This is a genomic window from Lysobacter sp. Root604 (genome assembly GCF_001427505.1).
Taxonomy (GTDB): domain Bacteria; phylum Pseudomonadota; class Gammaproteobacteria; order Xanthomonadales; family Xanthomonadaceae; genus Lysobacter.
This window is the reverse complement of record NZ_LMGS01000011.1, coordinates 1-19,753: the sequence shown is the minus strand read 5'-3', so window position 1 is coordinate 19,753 and position 19,753 is coordinate 1. Positions and strand designations below refer to the sequence as shown.

Here is a 19,753-nt window from a genome sequence, read left to right as displayed (position 1 = left end):
TGCCGCCGTCGTTCAACGACAGCGACAGATCGAACTGCGCAATGGTGTGTTCGCTTTGCACCTGCGACAGCGTCAGGCCAGGCAGCTCCATCGCATCGCCGCCGGGCGTGTTGTTCAAGGACAGCATCACCTGGAACAGCGGACTGTGGCTCAGGCTACGCGCCGGCTGTACCGCTTCCACCACCTGCTCGAACGGCAGTTCCTGGTGCGCGAACGCCTCCAGCGTCGTTTCCTTCACCTGCGCCAGCAGGCCGGCTACCGTCAACGGCTCCGACAGGCGCGTACGCAAGGCCAGCGTGTTGACGAAGAAGCCGACCAGCGCCTCCACTTCGCGCCGCTGCCGGTTGGCCACCGGCACGCCCACGACGACATCGTCCTGACCCGACAGCCGCGACAGCAGCAGCGACCAGCCGGCCAGCAACACCGCAAACAGCGTGGTGCCGTGCGACTGCGCCAGCACGCGCAGCTTGCCGGCCAACTCGGCCGACAACGCCACCGGCACCACGGACCCGGCATAACGCTGCACCGGCGGACGCGGACGGTCGGTCGGCAACTCCAACAGGGCCGGTGCACCCACCAGGTGATCGCGCCAGAACGCCGTCTGTCGCTCCAGTTCCTCGCCTTGCAGCCAGCCACGCTGCCAAGCCGCGTAATCGGCGTACTGGATCGCCAAAGGTGGCAACGGATCGCCCTGCCCTGCGCAGAACGCGGTGTACAGCGCCGCGAACTCCCGCACCATCACCCCGGTCGACCAGCCGTCGCTGACGATGTGGTGCTGGGTAATCAGCAACACGTGCTCCTCGTCGGCCGTACGCAGCAAGCGGCCGCGGATCAGCGGCCCCCGTTCGAAGTCGAACAGCGCCACGGCTTCGGCCTCCACCTGCTCGCGCACCGCCTGCTCGCGGGTCTCGGCGGGCAACTGCGAGAGGTCGTGCTCGGCCAGGGCAAAGCCGATGTCTTCGGGTGCGAACACCTGCTGCGGTACGCCATTCACGGCGATGATTCGCGCACGCAAACCTTCCTGGCGGACCAGCACGCGATCGAGCGCGGCCTTCAGGGCATCACGATTCAATTGCCCGCTCAAGCGCAGCGCCGCCGGCATGTGATACGCGCGGCTCGCGGATGCATCCAGCTGGTCGATGAACCACAGGCGTTGCTGCGACAACGACAACGGCAGCGGTTGATCGCGGCCGACGAGCTCGATGCGGCCCAAGGTACTCGCGCCGGCCTGGCCCACCGCCTGCGCGAACGCGTGCAGCACCGGATGGACGAAGAGCTCGCGCAGCGGCACTTCCACCCCCAACCGCTCGCGCACGCGCGAGACCAGCTGCACGGCCAGCAACGAATGGCCGCCCAGCTCGAAGAAGTGATCGTGGCGACCCACCTGCTCGACCTTCAGCAGCGCCTGCCAGATCTCCGCCAGCGCGTCCTCGATTGCGCCCTGCGGCGCCTCGTACTCGCGCTGCACCAGCGAGCTGCCGTCCGGCGCGGGCAACGCCTTGCGATCGAGCTTGCCGTTCGGCGTCAGCGGGAACGCGTCGAGCACCACGAAGGCACTGGGCACCATGTAGTCGGGCAGCTCCACCGACAGACGCGCACGCAGCTCGGCCACCGCAAGGTCCTGGTCCGCCGCCAGGTACGCCACCAGCCGCTTGTCGCCCGGCACGTCCTCCCGCGCCAGCACCACCGCCTCGCGCACGCCGGCACAGGCCGCCAGCCTGGCCTCGATCTCGCCCAGCTCGATGCGGAAGCCGCGGATCTTCACCTGGAAATCGTTGCGCCCCAGGTACTCGATGGTGCCGTCCGGCCGCCAGCGRCCGAGGTCGCCGGTCTTGTACATGCGCGCCTGCGGATCGGCRCTGAACGGATCGCGCACGAACCGCTCGGCCGTCAGCGCCTCGCGGTTCCAGTACCCGCGCGCCACGCCATCGCCGCCGATATGGAGCTCGCCGGCCACGCCCACCGGCACCGGGCCACCCTGCGCGTCGAGGATGTAGATCTGCATATTGGACAGCGGCTTGCCGATGCTCGGCGATTCGGCGGCGTCCAACGCACAGGTTGTCGCGTCCACCGTGCATTCGGTCGGGCCATACACGTTGTGGAACTCGACCCCGTCGATTTGGCGCAGGCGTTCCCACAACGAGAGCGAGATCGCTTCGCCGCCAATCAGCACTGTGCTCACGCCCGTCTCGCCGCCCGATGCGAAGCCTGCCCCCAGGAGCATCTCCAACTGCGCCGGGGTGCAGTCGAAGGCGTCCACACGGTGCTCGCGCAGGTGCGCCAGCAGCGCCGCACTGTCCTGACGAACGGCCTGCGGGAAAATCACCAGCGTGCGTCCGGACAACAGCTGCGTCAGCGATTTCACCGARGAGTCGAAGGTGATCGACGCATTCAGGCCCACCCGGGCYGCCTTCGCCAGGCCAGCGAACACCGCGCGCTCCAGGCTCAACCACAGGTTCACCACCGAGCGATGCTCGACCATCACGCCCTTGGGCATGCCGGTGGACCCGTCGCGTCCACCGTGCATTCGGTCGGGCCATACACGTTGTGGAACTCGACCCCGTCGATTTGGCGCAGGCGTTCCCACAACGAGAGCGAGATCGCTTCGCCGCCTATCAACACTGTGCTCACGCCCGTCTCGCCGCCCGATGCGAAGCCTGCCCCCAGGAGCATCTCCAACTGCGCCGGGGTGCAGTCGAAGGCGTCCACGCGCTGCTCGCGCAGGTGCGCCAGCAGCGCCGCACTGTCCTGACGAACGGCCTGCGGGAAAATCACCAGCGTGCGTCCGGACAACAGCTGCGTCAGCGATTTCACCGARGAGTCGAAGGTGATCGACGCATTCAGGCCCACCCGGGCYGCCTTCGCCAGGCCAGCGAACACCGCGCGCTCCAGGCTCAACCACAGGTTCACCACCGAGCGATGCTCGACCATCACGCCCTTGGGCATGCCGGTGGACCCGGAGGTATAGATCATGTAGATCAACTGCCGCGAACTCGCACCGCGGGCACGGATATCCGGATTGTGGTCCGGATAAGCGGCCARCGTCGTTTCGCTGTCGTCCARCGCCAGTTGMGGCACCGCACTTGCCGGCAGCCGYTCGCGCAGACCCGATTGCAGCAACAGCTGCTTCGGCGCGCAGTCTTCGAGYACGAAAGCCAGYCGCTCGGGCGGATGCTCCGGATCCAGCGGCACGTAGGCACCACCGGCCTTRAGGATGCCCAGCAGGCCSACCACCGTGTCCACGCTGCGCTCGACGCACAGCGCGACCCGATCGTCCGCCTGTACGCCTTGCGCGATCAGGTAATGCGCGATGCGGTTGGCRCGCGCGTTCAACTCGTCGTAGCGCAGCGCGGAGTCGCCGCAGATGACCGCGAGCGCATCCGGCTGCTCGGCCGCCTGTCGCTCGAACAACTCGTGGATCAGCGATTCCTGCGGATACTCGGCCGAGGTCGCGTTGAAGTCCGACAGCACATGATCGCGCTGCGCCGACGTCATCATCGGCAGCGNACAACTCGTGGATCAGCGATTCCTGCGGATACTCGGCCGAGGTCGCGTTGAAGTCCGACAGCACATGATCGCGCTGCGCCGACGTCATCATCGGCAGCRCCGCCGGCGACACCGTCTCGTCGGCCACCATGCCTTCCAGCAGGGTGATGAAATGGCCGGCGAAACGCTCGATCGTCGTATGGTCGAACAAGTCGATGGCGTACTTGAGCTCGCCGTGCAGGCTGGCGCCATCGTCCTTGAACGACAACGACAGATCGAAGTTCGCCACCGGATGTTCGGCGGCGATGGATGAGAGCGTCAGTCCAGGCAACGCCTGGACATCGTCGGTTACTGGCGTGTTGTCCAGGGACAGCATTACCTGGAACAGCGGACTGTGGCTCAGGCTGCGCGCCGGCTGCACCGCTTCCACCACCTGCTCGAACGGCAGTTCCTGGTGCACGAACGCGCCCAGCGTCGCTTTCTTCACCTGCGCCAGCAGCTCCGCCACGCTCNACAGCATCACCTGGAACAGCGGACTGTGGCTCAGACTGCGCGCGGGCTGCACCGCTTCCACCACCTGCTCGAACGGCAGTTCCTGGTGCACGAACGCGCCCAGCGTCGCTTTCTTCACCTGCGCCAGCAGCTCCGCCACGCTCGCTGTCTCGCCCACGCGCACGCGCAGCGCCAGCGTGTTGACGAAGAAGCCCACCAGCGCCTCCACTTCGCGCCGCTGGCGGTTCGCCACCGGCGTGCCGATCACCACGTCGTCCTGGCCCGACAGCCGCGACAGCAGCAGCGACCAGCCGGCCAGCAACACCATGAACAGCGTCGCNGCGGTTCGCCACCGGCGTGCCGATCACCACGTCGTCCTGGCCCGACAGCCGCGACAGCAGCAGCGACCAGCCGGCCAGCAACACCATGAACAGCGTCGCCCCCTGCCGCTGACCCAACTGCTTCAGTCGCGCGCTCAGTTCCGCCGACAACGCGAAGGGCAAGGTACCGCCGATATGACTCTGCACCGCAGGACGCGCACGGTCGGTCGGCAGCTCCAGCAGCGCCGGCGCGCCCACCAGGTGCTCGCGCCAGAACGTCGTCTGCCGCTCCAGTTCCTCGCCTTGCAGCCAGCCACGTTGCCACACCGCGTAATCGGCGTACTGGATGTCCAGCGCCGGCAGCGGGTTGACCCGCCCCTCGCTGTAGGCCGCGTACAACTGCGCGAACTCGCGAATGATGACCCCGGTCGACCAGCCGTCGCTGACGATGTGGTGCTGGGTAATCAGCAGCACGTGCTCCTCGTCGGCCGCACGCAGCAAGCGGCCGCGGATCAGCGGCCCCCGCTCGAAGTCGAACGGTGCCACGGCTTCGGCCTCCACCTGCTCGCGTACCGCCTGCTCGCGGGTCTCGGCGGGCAACTGCGTGAGGTCGTGCTCGGCCAGGGCGAAGCCGATGTCCTCGGGTGCGAACACTTGGTGCGGCACGCCATCGACCGCAACCAGGCGCGCACGCAGGCCTTCCTGAGAGGTCGTGCTCGGCCAGGGCGAAGCCGATGTCYTCGGGTGCGAASACYTGGTGCGGCACGCCATCGACCGCAACCAGGCGCGCRCGCAGGCCYTCCTGGCGCGCCACCAGCGTGTCCAGCGCCTGCTTCAATGCATCGCGGTGCAGGCTGCCGCTCAGGCGCAGCGCCGCCGGCATGTGATACGCGCGGCTCGCGGATGCATCCAGCTGGTCGATGAACCACAGGCGCTGCTGCGACAACGACAACGGCAGCGGTTGATCGCGATCGACGCGCTCGATGCGGCCCAAGGTGCTCGTACCGGCCTGGCCCACCGCCTGCGCAAACGCATGCAGCACCGGATGGACGAAGAGCTCGCGCAGCGGCACCTCCACTCCCAGTCGCTCGCGCACGCGCGAGACCAACTGCACGGCCAGCAGGGAATGGCCGCCCAGTTCGAAGAAGTGATCGTGGCGACCCACCTGTTCGATCTTCAGCAGCGACTGCCAGATCTCGGCCAGCCCCTGTTCGATCTCGCCTTGCGGCGCTTCGTACTCGCGCTGCACNCGAGACCAACTGCACGGCCAGCAGGGAATGGCCGCCCAGTTCGAAGAAGTGATCGTGGCGACCCACCTGTTCGATCTTCAGCAGCGACTGCCAGATCTCCGCAAGCCCTTGTTCGATCTCGCCTTGCGGCGCTTCGTACTCGCGCTGCATCAGCGAGTTGCCGTCCGGCGCGGGCAGCGCCTTGCGATCCAGCTTGCCGTTCGGCGTCAGCGGGAACACGTCGAGCACCACGAAGGCACTGGGCACCATGTAGTCGGGCAACTCCACCGACAGACGCGCACGCAGCTCGGCCACCGCAAGGTCCTGGTCCGCCGTCAGGTACGCCACCAGTCGCTTGTCGCCCGACACGTCCTCCCGAGCCAGCACCACGGCCTCGCGCACGCCGGCGCAGGCGCTCAATTTGGCCTCGATCTCGCCCAGCTCAATGCGGAAGCCGCGGATCTTCACCTGGAAATCGTTGCGCCCCAGGTACTCGATATTGCCGTCCGGCAGCCAGCGACCGAGGTCGCCGGTCTTGTACATGCGCGCCAGTGGGTCGGCACTAAACGGATCGCGCACGAACCGCTCGGCCGTCAGCGCCTCGCGGTTCCAGTACCCGCGCGCCACGCCATCGCCGCCGATATGGAGCTCGCCCGCCACGCCCACCGGCACCGGGGCACCCTGCGCGTCGAGGATGTACATCTGCGTGTTGGCGATCGGCCGGCCGATCGGCACCACCTCGCCGTAGGCGCCGACACGGCACGGCCACGCCGTCACGTCGATCGCCGCTTCGGTCGGGCCGTACAGGTTATGCCAGGCCACCTGCGGCAAGGCCTGACTGGCCCGCTGCAGCACGCCATGCGGCAGCGCCTCGCCGCTGCACAGCACCTGGCGCAGCGAACGGCAGCGCGCATCGCGCACCTGCGACACGAACTCGGCCAGCATCGAAGGCACGAAGTGCATCGTCGTGATGCCCTCGGCTTCGATCAACGCCTGCAGGTACTCCGGATCGCGATGGCCGCCCGGCCGCGCCATCACCAGACCAGCGCCGGCCAGTAGCGGCAGGAAGAATTCCCACACCGACACGTCGAAGCCGAACGGCGTCTTCTGCAGCACACGATCGTCGGCATCCAGCCGGTATTCGCGTTGCGCCCACAGCAACCGATTCACCGCACCCCGATGCTCGTTCATCACGCCCTTGGGCTGACCGGTCGATCCGGAGGTGTAGATCATGTACGCCAGGTGGCGCGAGCCCAGGCCCAGGGCCTGCGGATCGGGCCGGTGCGCCGGCCGCGCCGCCCAGGGCGCCGCCGCATCGTCCAGGCACAGCGTCGCCACCGCATGCGCCGGCAGCCGATCCGCCAGCGACGATTGCGTCAACAGCAGCGACGGCGCGCTGTCCTGCAGCATGAAAGCCAGGCGTTCCAGCGGGTAGTCCGGGTCCAGCGGCACGTAGGCGCCACCGGCCTTGAGGATACCCAGCAGGCCAACCACCATCTCCACGCTGCGCTCGACGCAGATCGCGACACGCGCATCCGGGCCCACGCCCTGCGCGATCAGCTCGTGCGCCAGGCGGTTCGCCCGGGCGTCCAGTTCGGCGTAGCTCAAAGACCCGGACCCGTCGCGTACCGCTAGTGCATCCGGCTGCGCGTCCACCCGTCCTTCGAACAGTTCGTGGATCAGCGCATCCTGCGGATAGTCGGTCGCCGTGGCATTGAAGCCTTCCAGCACCTGTGCCCGCTGCACGGCCGTCATGACCGGCAGCGTGGCGACGGCCTGCGCGTCGGACGTGGCCATCGCCTCCAGCACAGTCATGAAGTGGCCAGCGAGGCGTTCGACCGTGCTGCGGTCGAACAGGTCCACCGCATAGTCGATGCCGCCATGCAGGCCCGCGCCGCCATCGTTCAACGACAGCGACAGATCGAACTGCGCAATGGTGTGTTCGCTTTGCACCTGCGACAGCGTCAGGCCAGGCAGCTCCATCGCATCGCCGCCGGGCGTGTTGTTCAAGGACAGCATCACCTGGAACAGCGGACTGTGGCTCAGGCTNACCTGCGACAGCGTCAGGCCAGGCAGCTCCATCGCATCGCCGCCGGGCGTGTTGTTCAAGGACAGCATCACCTGGAACAGCGGACTGTGGCTCAGGCTGCGCGCCGGCTGTACCGCTTCCACCACCTGTTCGAACGGCAGCTCCTGGTGCGCGAACGCCTCCAGCGTCGTTTCCTTCACCTGCGCCAGCAGGCCTGCCACCGTCAACGGCTCCGACAGGCGCGTACGCAAGGCCAGCGTGTTGACGAAGAAGCCGACCAGCGCCTCCACCTCGCGCCGCTGCCGGTTGGCCACCGGCACGCCCACGACGACATCGTCCTGACCCGACAGCCGCGACAGCAGCAGCGACCAGCCGGCCAGCAAYACCGCAAACARCGTGGTGCCGTGCGACTGCGCCAGCACGCGCAGCTTGCCGGCCAACTCGGCCGACAACGCCACCGGCACCACGGACCCGGCATAACGNTACCGCAAACAACGTGGTGCCGTGCGACTGCGCCAGCACGCGCAGCTTGCCGGCCAACTCGGCCGACAACGCCACCGGCACCACGGACCCGGCATAACGCTGCACCGGCGGACGCGGACGGTCGGTCGGCAACTCCAACAGGGCCGGTGCACCCACCAGGTGATCGCGCCAGAACGCCGTCTGCCGATCCAGTTCCTCACCTTGCAGCCAGCCGCGCTGCCAAGCCGCGTAATCGGCGTACTGGATGTCCAGCGCCGGCAACGGATTGGCCAGCCCATCGCTATAGGCCGCATACAACTGCGCGAACTCGCGAATGATGATACCGATCGACCAGCCGTCGCTGACGATGTGATGCTGGGTAATCAGCAGCACATGTTCCTCTTCGCCAGTACGCAGCAAGCGACCGCGGATCAGCGGCCCCTGGCTCAAGTCGAAGGGCGCGCCCGCTTCGTCGACCGCCTGCTCGCGTACCGCCTGCTCGCGGTCCTCGGCGGGCAACTGCGTGAGGTCGTGCTCTGCCAGGGCAAAGCCGATGTCCTCGGGTGCGAACACCTGGTGCGGCACGCCATCGACCGCAACCAGGCGCGCACGCAGGCCCTCCTGGCGCTCCACCAGCGTGTCCAGCGCCTGCTTCAGCGCATCGCGGTGCAGACTGCCGCTCAGGCGCAGCGCCGCCGGCATGTGATACGCGCGGCTCGCGGATGCATCCAGCTGATCGATGAACCACAGGCGTTGCTGCGACAACGACAACGGCAGCGGTTGATCGCGCCCGACCTTGACGATCCGGCCCAAGGTACTGGTGCCGGCGTCGCACACAGCCTGGGCGAACGCCTGCAGCACCGGCCGCGCGAACAACTCGCGCAGCGGCACTTCCACTCCCAGCCGCTCGCGCACGTGCGACACCAACTGCACGGCCAACAGCGAATGGCCGCCCAGCTCGAAGAAATGGTCGTTCCGGCCCGCGCGCTCGATGCCTAGCAGTTGCTGCCAGATCTCCGCCAACCCCTGTTCGATCTCGCCTTGCGGCGCTTCGTACTCGCGCTGCACCAGCGAGCTGCCGTCCGGCGCGGGCAGCGCCTTGCGATCCAGCTTGCCGTTCGGCGTCAGCGGGAACGCGTCGAGCACCATGAAGGCGCTCGGCACCATGTACTCAGGCAATTGCGTTTGCAGCGCTTCGCGCAACTGCACCCCGGTCGGCTCCGCTCCCGCCGCCGGTACCACATACGCCACTAGCCGTTTGTCGCCCGGCACGTCCTCCCGCGCCAGCACCACCGCCTCGCGCACGTCGGCACACGCCGCCAGTCGGGCCTCGATCTCGCCCAGCTCGATGCGGAAGCCACGGATCTTCACCTGGAAATCGTTGCGCCCCAGGTACTCGATGGTGCCGTCCGGCAGCCAGCGACCGAGGTCGCCGGTTTTGTACATGCGTGCCTGCGGATCGGCACTGAACGGATCGCGCACGAACCGCTCGGCCGTCAGCGACGGCTGGTTCAGATAGCCGCGCGCCACGCCATCGCCGCTGATATGAAGCTCGCCCGCCACGCCCACCGGCACCGGTGCGCCATGCGCATCCAGAATGTAGACCTGCGTGTTCGCGATCGGACGGCCAATCGGTACCGAAGTGGCGTCTTCGGCCAGCGCCTCGATCAAGTGCGTGCAAGCGAACGTCGTGGTCTCGGTAGGACCGTAACCGTTGATCAGGTGCGCCGGACGCTGCGCCTGCGCCAGCACGCTGCGGATCGTGCGCGGATCGAGTGCGTCGCCGCCGACCAGCAGATAGCGCAGCTGCGCCAGCGACGCCTGCATGCTCGGCGCGTACTGGTTGAACAGGCCGACCGTCATCCACATCGCGGTGGCGCCGTGGGCCAGCAGTTGCTCGTCGAATCGACGCGCATCCAGCACATCGGCCGGCGGCAACACCAGCAGCCGCGCGCCATTGAGCAGCGCGCCCCAGATTTCCCAGGTTGCCGCGTCGAAGGCCGGATTGGCCGCGTGCACCAGGCAGTCGTCGTCACCCGCCTGGAAATACGGGTTGTTGATCACCAGCCGGTTCACGTTACGGTGCTCGACCATCACGCCCTTGGGCGTACCGGCCGATCCAGACGTGTAGATCACGTAGGCCAGGTGGCGCGAGCAGAGGCCCTGATCGCCCCGATCGGGATTGTGCGCGGGAAGGTGGCGCTCCAGTACCCGGAGATCCATATCGAGACGCAGCACCGGCACATCGGTCAAGGGCAGGTGCGCTTCGATGTCCGAATGCGTGATCAGTACCTTCGGCGCGCTGTCTTCCAGCAGGATCGAGAGGCGCTCGGCAGGATAGGACGGGTCCAGCGGCACATAGGCGCCACCCGCTTTCAGGATGCCCAGCAGGCCGACGATCAGGTCGGCGCTGCGCTCGATGCAGATCGCCACGCGATCGTCGGGGCCTACGCCCTGCGCGATCAAGTGATGCGCCAGGCGATTGGCCCGGGCGTTCAGCTCGCCGTAGCTGATCGATTCGCCGTCGCACACGACCGCGATTGCATCCGCACGGCGTGCCGCTTGCTGCTCGAACAATCCGTGAATCAGCGCGTCGCGTGGATACTCGGCCGCGGTGGCATTGAGCTCGTGCAAGAGATGATGCCGCTGCGGGCGCGTCAACATCGGCAATGTCGCCACGCAGGCCGCATCGTCGGCGGCCATGGCGTCGAGCAGGGTCGCGAAACAGCCGATGAAGCGCTCGATCGTCCCGCGATCGAACAGATCGCTGGCGTAGACCAGCGCGCCGGACCATGCATCTTCCGACTCCGCCATGTTCAACGCCACGTCGAACTGGGTGGTATCCAATTCGGACTTCATCGAGGACAGCACCAGACCCGGCAGCTCCAGAGGGCCGTCGTTGGACTGACCGCCCCAGCTGAAACTCGTCTGCACCAGGGGGCCATGGCTGAGGCTGCGCACGGGCTGCATCACCTCGACGACCTGCTCGAAGGGCAGCTCCTGGTGCGCGAAGGCCGCCAGTGCCGTGTCCTTCACCTGCGCCAGCAGGTCGGCCACATTCGCCTGTCCATCCAGCCGCACCCGCAGCGCCAGCGTGTTGACGAAGAAGCCGAGCAAGCCCTCGACTTCGCGCCGCTGACGGTTGGCCACCGGCGTGCCGACCACCACGTCCTGCTGCCCCGACAGGCGCGACAGCAACGCAGCCCAAGCTGCCAGCACCACCATGTACGGTGTGACGCCATGGCGCTGCGCCAAGGCGCGCAAACGGCCTCCCAGTTCGGCCGGCAGTTCGAATGTTGCCGTGGCGCCGGCATGGCTTTGCACGAGGGGACGCGGCCGATCGGTGGGCAGCGCCAGCAACTCCGGCGCGCCGCCCAGATGCTCGCGCCAGAAGGCGGTCTGCCGCTCGAGTTCGTCGCCTTGCAACCAATTGCGCTGCCATACGGCGTAGTCGGCGTACTGGATCTCCAGCGGTGGCAAGGGATCCGGCCGGTTCTCGCAGAACGCGGCGTACAACTGGGCGAATTCGCGCACCATGACAGCGACGGACCAACCGTCACTGACGATGTGATGCTGCGTGACCAGCAACACATGCTCGTCATCAGCCAAGCGCAGCAGACGGCCGCGGATCAGCGGCCCCTGCGTGAAGTCGAACGGGGCAGCGGCCTCTTCTTCCGCCTGTGCGCGCACCACGCGCTCGAGCTGATCGGCCGGCAGATGCGCCAGATCGTGCTCGACCAGCGCAAAGCCGACATCTTCCGGCGCGAAGGCCTGGTACGGCACGCCCTCGACCTCGACGAAGCGCGCGCGCAGGCCCTCCTGACGGGCGACCAGACGATCCAACGCGGCCTTCATCGCCGCGCGATTGAGGCTGCCGGTCAATCGCAAGGCCGATGGCATGTGGTAAGCGAGGCTGGCGCGCTCATCGAAACTGGCCAGGAACCACAGCCGCTGCTGTGCGAGCGACAGCGGCAAATGGCCGCTGCGATCGGCGCGCGCGATGGTGCCGATGTCGCTGCGCGAGATGTCCTGCAACTCGGCTGCGAGCTCGCGCAGCTGGGGGCGATTGAACACCGCCTTGAGCGGCAGATCGATGCCGAACGTGGCGCGCACCTGCGAACGCAGGCGCACGACCAGCAGCGAATGGCCGCCAAGTTCGAAGAAGTGATCGTCGCGGCCGACGCGCTCGACACCGAGCAGGCCTTGCCATATCGCGGCCAGGCCTTGCTCCGTCTCGCCTTCCGGTGCGGAATAAGTCCGCGCGGTGCGCACTTGTTCCTGGGGTGCGGGCAGCGCGGAGCGGTCGAGCTTGCCATGGGCGGTCAACGGCCACTCGGCCATGTGCACATAGGCCGAGGGCAACATGTACTCCGGCAAGCGCGAAGCCAGGCTGGCGCGGAAGGTCTCCGCCGTCGCCGTCGCGGTGTCCTCGCAGCGCACGTAGGCGACCAGGCGCTTGTCGCCCGGCATGTCCTCGCGCGCGATCACCACGGCCTCTCGCACGCCTTCGCAGGCGCACAACGCCGCTTCGATTTCCGCGGGTTCGATCCGGTAGCCACGGACCTTCACCTGGAAATCGTTGCGCCCCATGTATTCGAGCCGGCCGTCGGCCAGGCGCCGCGCCAGGTCTCCGGTGCGGTACATCCGCGCATCGGGCGTTTCGCCGCGCGGGTCCGGCATGAAGCGCTCCAGGGTCAGAGCATCGTTCTGCCAATAGCCTGCCGATACGCCGGCGCCGGCGATGTAGATCTCGCCGACGACGCCTTCGGGCACGGGTTCGCCGCGACCGTCCAGCACATACAAGCGCATATTGGGCAGCGGCCGGCCCAGCGGCACGGTCTTCGCCGCGAACCGCAGCGTCTCGATCACCTCACAGCTGGCGAACGTGGTGGTTTCGGTCGGGCCGTAGCACTGCACCAGCCGAGGCGGCGCGTGCCCGGAAGCCAAGAGGCGCCGCACCTTTTGCGCATCCGCCTTCTCGCCGCCGAACAACAGAGCCGAAAGGCGCGAGAACGCAGGCGCCATGGCCTCAGCATGCTGGTGGAACAGTCCGACCGTGAGGTGCAGCACCGCCACCTGTTCGCGCTCAAGCAATGCGGACAGGCGCTCGGCGTCCAGCAGCTCGTCGGCCGAGACCACGACCAGGCAGGCACCGTTGCACAATGCGCCCCAGATTTCCCAGCTCGCTGCGTCGAAGGCGATATTGGCCGCATGCGCCAAGCGCATGCCTTGGGCGAAAGCGATGGGCGAGGTCGAACTGGCCAGGTTGACCAGGTTGCGATGGCGCAACATCACGCCCTTGGGGCGGCCAGTGGAACCAGAGGTATAGATCAGGCAGCACAGCGATTCGGCATTGCGCTTGGCCTGCGCAGGGGCGGTTGCCGGAGCAGTCCATGGCAGGCGCTCCCACTCCAGTACTTCCCAGCTTCCGTCCGGCAGCGACGTATCGTCCGCCGCCCGTCGCAGCACCAGCTGCGGCGTCGCGTCCTGCAGGATATGCAGCAGGCGCTCGCGCGGGTATTCCGGGTCCAGCGGCACGTACACCGCGCCCGCCTTGAGCACCGCGAGCATCGCCACCACCATTTCCACGCCGCGCGGCAGGCACAGCGCCACACGCTCCGCCGACGCTACACCACGCTCGCGCAGATGCGCCGCCAAGCGGTTGGCACGCTCGTCCAATTCGCGATAACTGAGCCTGACGTCTCCGCATACCAGCGCCTCGGCATCCGGCTGTTCCGCCACGCGCGCCTCGAAGCGCTCATGCAGCAGGCTGTCCTGCGCGTATGTGGACGCGGTGTCGTTCTGCAGTTGCCACAGGCGCGCCGACTCCCCGACGGACATCAAAGGCAGCGCCCACACTTCGGCCGACTCGTTGGCCAGCATGCCGGCAAGCAGTCTCTGCCACTCCTGGGCGAACGTGCGCACGGTGTCTTCGTCGAACAGATCGCTGGCGTATTCGATCGCGCCGGACAGCGCATCGCCGCCGTCGCTCAAGGCCAGCGACAGTTCGAAATGCGTGGTGGTATGCGTTGTGGCGCAGGGCGAGAAGGTCAAGCCCGGCAGGCTCAGCTCGCCCGCGTCGGGCGTGTTGTTGAGCGCCACCATGGTCTGGAACAACGGGCTCCGGCCAAGGCTGCGCGCCGGGCGCACGGCATCGACCACCTGTTCGAACGGCACGGCCTGATGCGCAAACGCGGCCAGCGTGGTCTCCTTGACCTGCGCCAGCAGGTCCGCCACGGTCAGCTCCTGCGGAAGACGCACGCGCAAGGCCAACGTGTTGACGAAGAAGCCGATCAGGCCCTCGATTTCGCGACGCGTGCGGCCGGCGACCGGTGAGCCGACCACGATATCGTCCTGGCCGGAGCGTCGCGCAAGCCACAACGCCCAGGCGGCGAGCAACACCATGTAGGGGGTGACGCCCGAGTTCGCGGCGAACGTGCGCAGGTCCTGCGCCAGCGTCTCCGGCAACTCGATCGGCAGGCTGCCACCGCGGTGGCTCTGCATGGCGGGGCGCGGATGATCGGTCGGAAGCTCCACGCCCTCAGGCGCGCCGGCAAGCAGCGAACGCCAGTAGGCCAGTTGCTTTTCCAGTGCTTCGCCGCCGTATTCGTTGCGCTGCCAGATGGCGTAGTCGGCGTATTGGATAGGCAACGGCGGCAGCGACAGCGCCCTGCCCTCGCAAGCCGCGGCATACAGCCCGGCGAATTCCCGCACGAGCACGCCCAGCGACCAACCGTCGGTAATGAGGTGGTGCATGGTGATGAGCAGCACGTGCTCGTCGTCGCGCATCTGCCACAGGCCGACTCTCAGCAAGGGACCGCGACTCAGGTCGAACGGCTGTTGCATGGATTCGGCCAGTTCGGCCGGCAAGCGCGCATCGGCTTGGGCATCGCCGCGCAGATCGCGAATGGCCAGGGCGAATCCGCCCAGATCCTCGGCCACGACCTGGCAAGGTACGCCGTCTTCCTGCGCAAAGTGGGTGCGCAGGCTCTCGTGCCGTGCGATCAATTGCGCGAAGGCTTGCTCCATCGCAGCGCGATCGAGTTGCCCGCTAAGCCGCAGTGCCGAGGAAATGTGACTGGCCTGGCTGGCGCCCGGATCCAGTTCGCACAGGAACCACAAACGCTGCTGGGCAAGCGACAGCGGCACGTGCGCCGGCCTTGGCCCTGGCACGATCGGCGCCACGCCGCGCGACTGCTGCTGGATCTTCTTCAACAGCGCTGCGCGCAGCAGTGCCTCACGCGAAAGCGTATCCGTGCTCATCAAACCGTATCCCCAAGGAAAGCTTGCAGTTCTTCGTCGGACAGCGCGTCCAGTTCGGCTTGCATGGCGCTGAGGTCCTGCTCGGACGGCAGCGCCAACTGCGCCGCTTCGATCGCGCCGGCCAGCATTTCCAGGCGTCCCATCTCGAAGACCGTCTTCAGCGGCAACTCGATGTGGAATCGCTCCTGCACATGCACCGACAAGGTGACCGCGAGCAGCGAATGCCCGCCCAGCGCGAAGAAATCGTCGTCGCGGCCGACACGCGGCACTTCCAGCAATTGCTGCCAAATCTCGGCCAAGGCCAGTTCCGTCTCGCCTTCCGGGGCGCGATAGGCGCGTGCCGCGCGCAATCCGACATCCGGCGACGGCAGCGCACGCCGGTCCAGCTTGCCGTTCGCATTGAGCGGCATGGCCGGCAACTCGACGAAGGCCGAGGGCAACATGTAGTCCGGCAGCGACGCGCGCAAGGCTTCACGCCATGCGTGCACCTGCTCCTGACCGGCACCGGCGTCGACCGGCACGACATAGGCGACCAGCGACTTTTCGCCACCTTCCGTCACATGCACCAGCACCACCGCCTCGCCGATCCCCGGCAATGCGCGCAGCGCCGCTTCGATCTCGCCGGTCTCGACGCGGAATCCGCGGATCTTGACCTGACCGTCGACACGGCCCAGGTACTCGATGGTGCCGTCGGGGCGATAGCGTCCGCGATCGCCGCTGCGGTACATGCGCGCGCCCGGCACGAACGGATCCGGCAGGAAATGTTCGAGGGTCCGCTGGGGCTGGTTCCAGTAGCCGCGTGCGACGCCGTCGCCGCCGATATGGATTTCGCCGACCGCGCCGAGCGGCATCACCTCGCCCGCCGCACCGAGGATGTAGATGCGGGTGTTGGCGATCGGACGCCCGATCGGGATCGGACGACCGTCCAGGTCGCGCGCATCCAGCTCGTGCGTGCAGGCGAAGGTGGTGCTCTCCGTGGGGCCGTAGCCGTTGACGACATGCAGCGGGCGATCGCCCGCATTCATCGCCCGTGCCATCACCGCCGGGTCGAGCGCATCGCCACCGACCAACAGGTACCGCAGTTGCCCGAAGATCGGGTGCAGCGCCGCCTCGTACTGGTTGAACAGCCCGACCGAAAGCCACAGCGCGCTCACGCATCCGGCGCGCAGACAGTCCACCAGACGCGCCGGCGCCAGCACATCTTCCTGTGGCACGATCAACAGGCGCGCACCGGCCAACAGCGCACCCCAGACTTCCCAGGTAGACGCGTCGAAGGCGGGATTGGCCGCATGCGCGACCGTGTCTTTAACGGTCAGGGTGCAATAGGGATTGTTGATCGCCAGCCGCAATACCTGCCGGTGCTCGACCATCACCCCTTTTGGCCGTCCGGTCGAGCCGGAGGTGTACATGACGTAGCACAGATGGTCCGCACGCAGCGCAGGCACGACTGGCGCTTCCGGCATGGGACGCTGCAGCAGCGCAGCGCACTCGACATCGAAGCGCAGCACCGGCATGTCGAGCGCGGGCAAGCCGTCTTCCCAGTCCGAACCGCTGAGCACCACCGCGGGCGCGGTGTCGGCCAACAGCCATGCCAGGCGTTCGCGCGGCTGCTGCGGTTCCAGCGGCACATACGCGCCACCGGCCTTCAACACGGCCAGCATGCCGAGCACCATCTCGATCCCGCGCGGCAGCACGATGGCAACGCGTTGATCCGGGCCGACACCCAGGCTCACCAGATAATGCGCAAGACGATTGGCACGCTGGTCGAGCTCGCGATAGCTGAGCCGCTCGCCGCCGCATTCCAGCGCCACCGCATCCGGCTGCGCGGCCGCATGCCGCGAGAACTCCTCGTGCAGCAGGCCATCGCGCGGGTAATCCCGGCGCGTATCGTTGAAGCCCTCCACCAACTGCCGCTGCTCGGTCTCGCTCAATAGCGAGAATCCATCGAGCGCGCCATCCGAATCCAGCGCGTTGAGCAGGCCATCGATGGCCTGCTCCAGATAGTCGAGCATGCGCGTCGCGTCGATGCCGTCGGCACACTCGGCGGTGATGCCGAAATCGTCGCCGAAATCGTTGATCTTGAGCGTCAGCGGGTAGTTCGCATGGTCGCCGTAGTCGGCCACGATGCGGATGCCGGTCGGTGCATCTTCTGCCCGACCGCTGGCCGGCGTCGCGTTATGCCGGTAGTTGAGCAAGGCGGTGAACAGCGGCCGACCCGCCGGCACGCCGCTCATGCGCTGCGCCAGCGCCAACGGCGCATGCTCGTGATCGAACAGACTGGCCAGATCGCGATAGCAGTCCTGCAACAACGAAGGCGCGTCGGCGCCGGCCAGACGCACGCGCAGCGGCAGGCTGTTGACGAACATGCCCAACGCGGTGTCCGCGCCATCGGCACCGTGCATGCGCCCCGCCAACACAGTGCCGAACACGACATCGTCGCGGCCACTGCACGGCCCCAGCAGCAGGGCATACGCCACATGGAACAGGACCGCCGGCGGGACCTGCTGCTGGCGAGCCAGTTCGCGCACGCGTCGCGCCCGCTCTGCCGCGAGAAAACGCTGGTCGACCGACAAGGTACCGGCGCCCTGCTGTACGTCGAAGATGCCGAAAGGCGCAGTCGGCTCGTCGACGTCGCCAAGCTGGTCGCGGAAATAGCTTTCGTGCGCCTCGACCGGCACCGCGATCGCCGCCGCCACCTGTTCGCGCAAGGGCAGCGACGGCGGCAATGCAACCGTTTCGTCGAGCAGGCATCGATGCAGCTCGTCCATCAGCACTTCCAGCGAGCGGTGATCGACGATCAGGTGATGGCTCACGAATCCGAGCAGCCACTCGTCACGCGCCTGGTCGTGCACGACATAGGCGGCCAGCAGCGGCGCGCATTTCAGGTCGAGCCGCAAGCGGTGGTCGGTACGCGCCGTGAGCACGGCCAACGCATCCTCGTCTTCCGGCACCTCCAGCTCGTGCACCGGCAGGCGGGCCTCGCGCCAGATCACCTGGACGGGCTGCGCCAGTCCCTCCCACGCCAGGGAGATGCGGAGGATGTCATGGCGCCCGATCAGCCGGTTGAAGATTCCGACGAAATCGTCCAATCGCGCACGCTCCGCGAAAGCGATCACCGTGCAGGACAGATAGGGATCGCCTTCCTGCTCCAAGAGATGATGGAACAGCATGCCGGTCTGCATCGGCAGCAACGGACAGATGTCCTGGATGTTGGTCGTGCCGCCCGGCACCATCTCGGCGATGCGGTCGATCTGCGCCTGGGTCAGGTCGACCAGCGGCAGCAGTTCCGGCGTGATGTGCGCGGTACCGACAGGAATGCCTTGCGGCTGAGGCACCTGCGCCGCCGCTGCGGCCGGCACCAGAGCCGCGGCATAGGCGCTCAATGTCGGCGCGACGAACAGGTCGCGCACGCCCGCACTCCACCCCTCGTGCCGCAAGCGTTCGACCATCGTGACCGCCAGCAGCGAATGTCCACCCAGTTCGAAGAAATGGTCGTGCCGGCCCACGCGCGGCACCTCAAGCAGTTCCTGCCACAGCCGCGCGAGGGTCTCTTCCACCTCGCCCTGCGGAGCCTCGTACTCTCGTTGCGCCACCGCGCCCGACTGCGTCGTCGGCAACGCCGCACGATCCAGCTTGCCGTTGGCCGTGCGCGGCAACTGCGCCATCGCCACCAGCGAAGACGGCAGCATGTAGTCCGGCAGGCGCGAGGCCAGCTGCGCGCGCAGGCTCGCCGCGCTCTCTTCTTCCTCGCCCGCCGCTGCCCAGTACGCCACMAGMCGCGCGTCCGCGCCTTCGCCCAGCAGCAGCACCGCCGCCTCGGCCACGCCCGGCAGCGCTTCCAGCTGCGTCTCGATCTCGCCGATCTCGATGCGATGRCCGCGCAGCTTGACCTGGAAATCCACACGCCCCAGGCATTCCAGCCGTCCATCKGACCGGTACCGGCCCAGGTCGCCCGTGCGATACAGCCGCTCGCCGGCAACGCCGCCGATRTGATCGGCCACGAAACGTTCCGCCGTCAGYGCCTCGCGACCCAGRTAACCGCGCGTGACACCCGCGCCGCCCAGGTGGATCTCGCCCACCACCCCCACCGGCACCACTTCGCCACGCGCGTCCAGCACGTGCAGCTTCGTGTTCGGCAGCGGCCGCCCGATCGGCACCGTCCGATCGTTTTCTTCCTGGCAGCGTTCGATGCTCGCGCARACCGTGCCTTCGGTCGGGCCGTAGGCGTTGAAGAACGACAGCCGTCCCCGCCARCGCTCGGCCAGCGCGACCGGGCAGGCYTCACCCGCCACCACCAGCGTGCGCAGCTGCGGCAGCTCCGCCTCGCCCAGCGTCTGCAGGGCGCTGCCCGGCAGGGTCGCATGCGTGATCGCGYGATCGCGCAGCGTCGCCAGCAACGGTTCGCCCGGCAACAGCCGATGCCGCGGCGCCAGGCACAGCGTGCCGCCCGACAGCAGCGCCATCGCCCATTC

Annotated in this window: 4 protein-coding genes; all 4 read right to left on the bottom strand. The window is 67.6% G+C overall.

The features are described 5' to 3' along the window. Positions 1-2,527: condensation domain-containing protein (locus tag ASD69_RS22805; protein ID WP_235567260.1), on the bottom strand; the 2,527-nt coding region annotated here is incomplete at its 3' end. Between the two features lie 1,792 nt (positions 2,528-4,319). After that, a partial coding sequence (locus ASD69_RS22800; protein ID WP_255357239.1) for a condensation domain-containing protein occupies positions 4,320-5,069 on the bottom strand: 750 nt, incomplete at its 3' end. A 2,970-nt stretch (positions 5,070-8,039) separates the two neighbouring features. Then, a partial coding sequence (locus ASD69_RS17440; protein WP_235567258.1) for a non-ribosomal peptide synthetase occupies positions 8,040-15,281 on the bottom strand: 7,242 nt, incomplete at its 3' end. Beyond that, positions 15,281-19,753, bottom strand: a 4,473-nt coding sequence (locus ASD69_RS17435; RefSeq protein WP_157499295.1) for a non-ribosomal peptide synthetase, incomplete at its 5' end; no start/stop codon positions are given. The genes ASD69_RS17440 and ASD69_RS17435, both read right to left, overlap by 1 nt.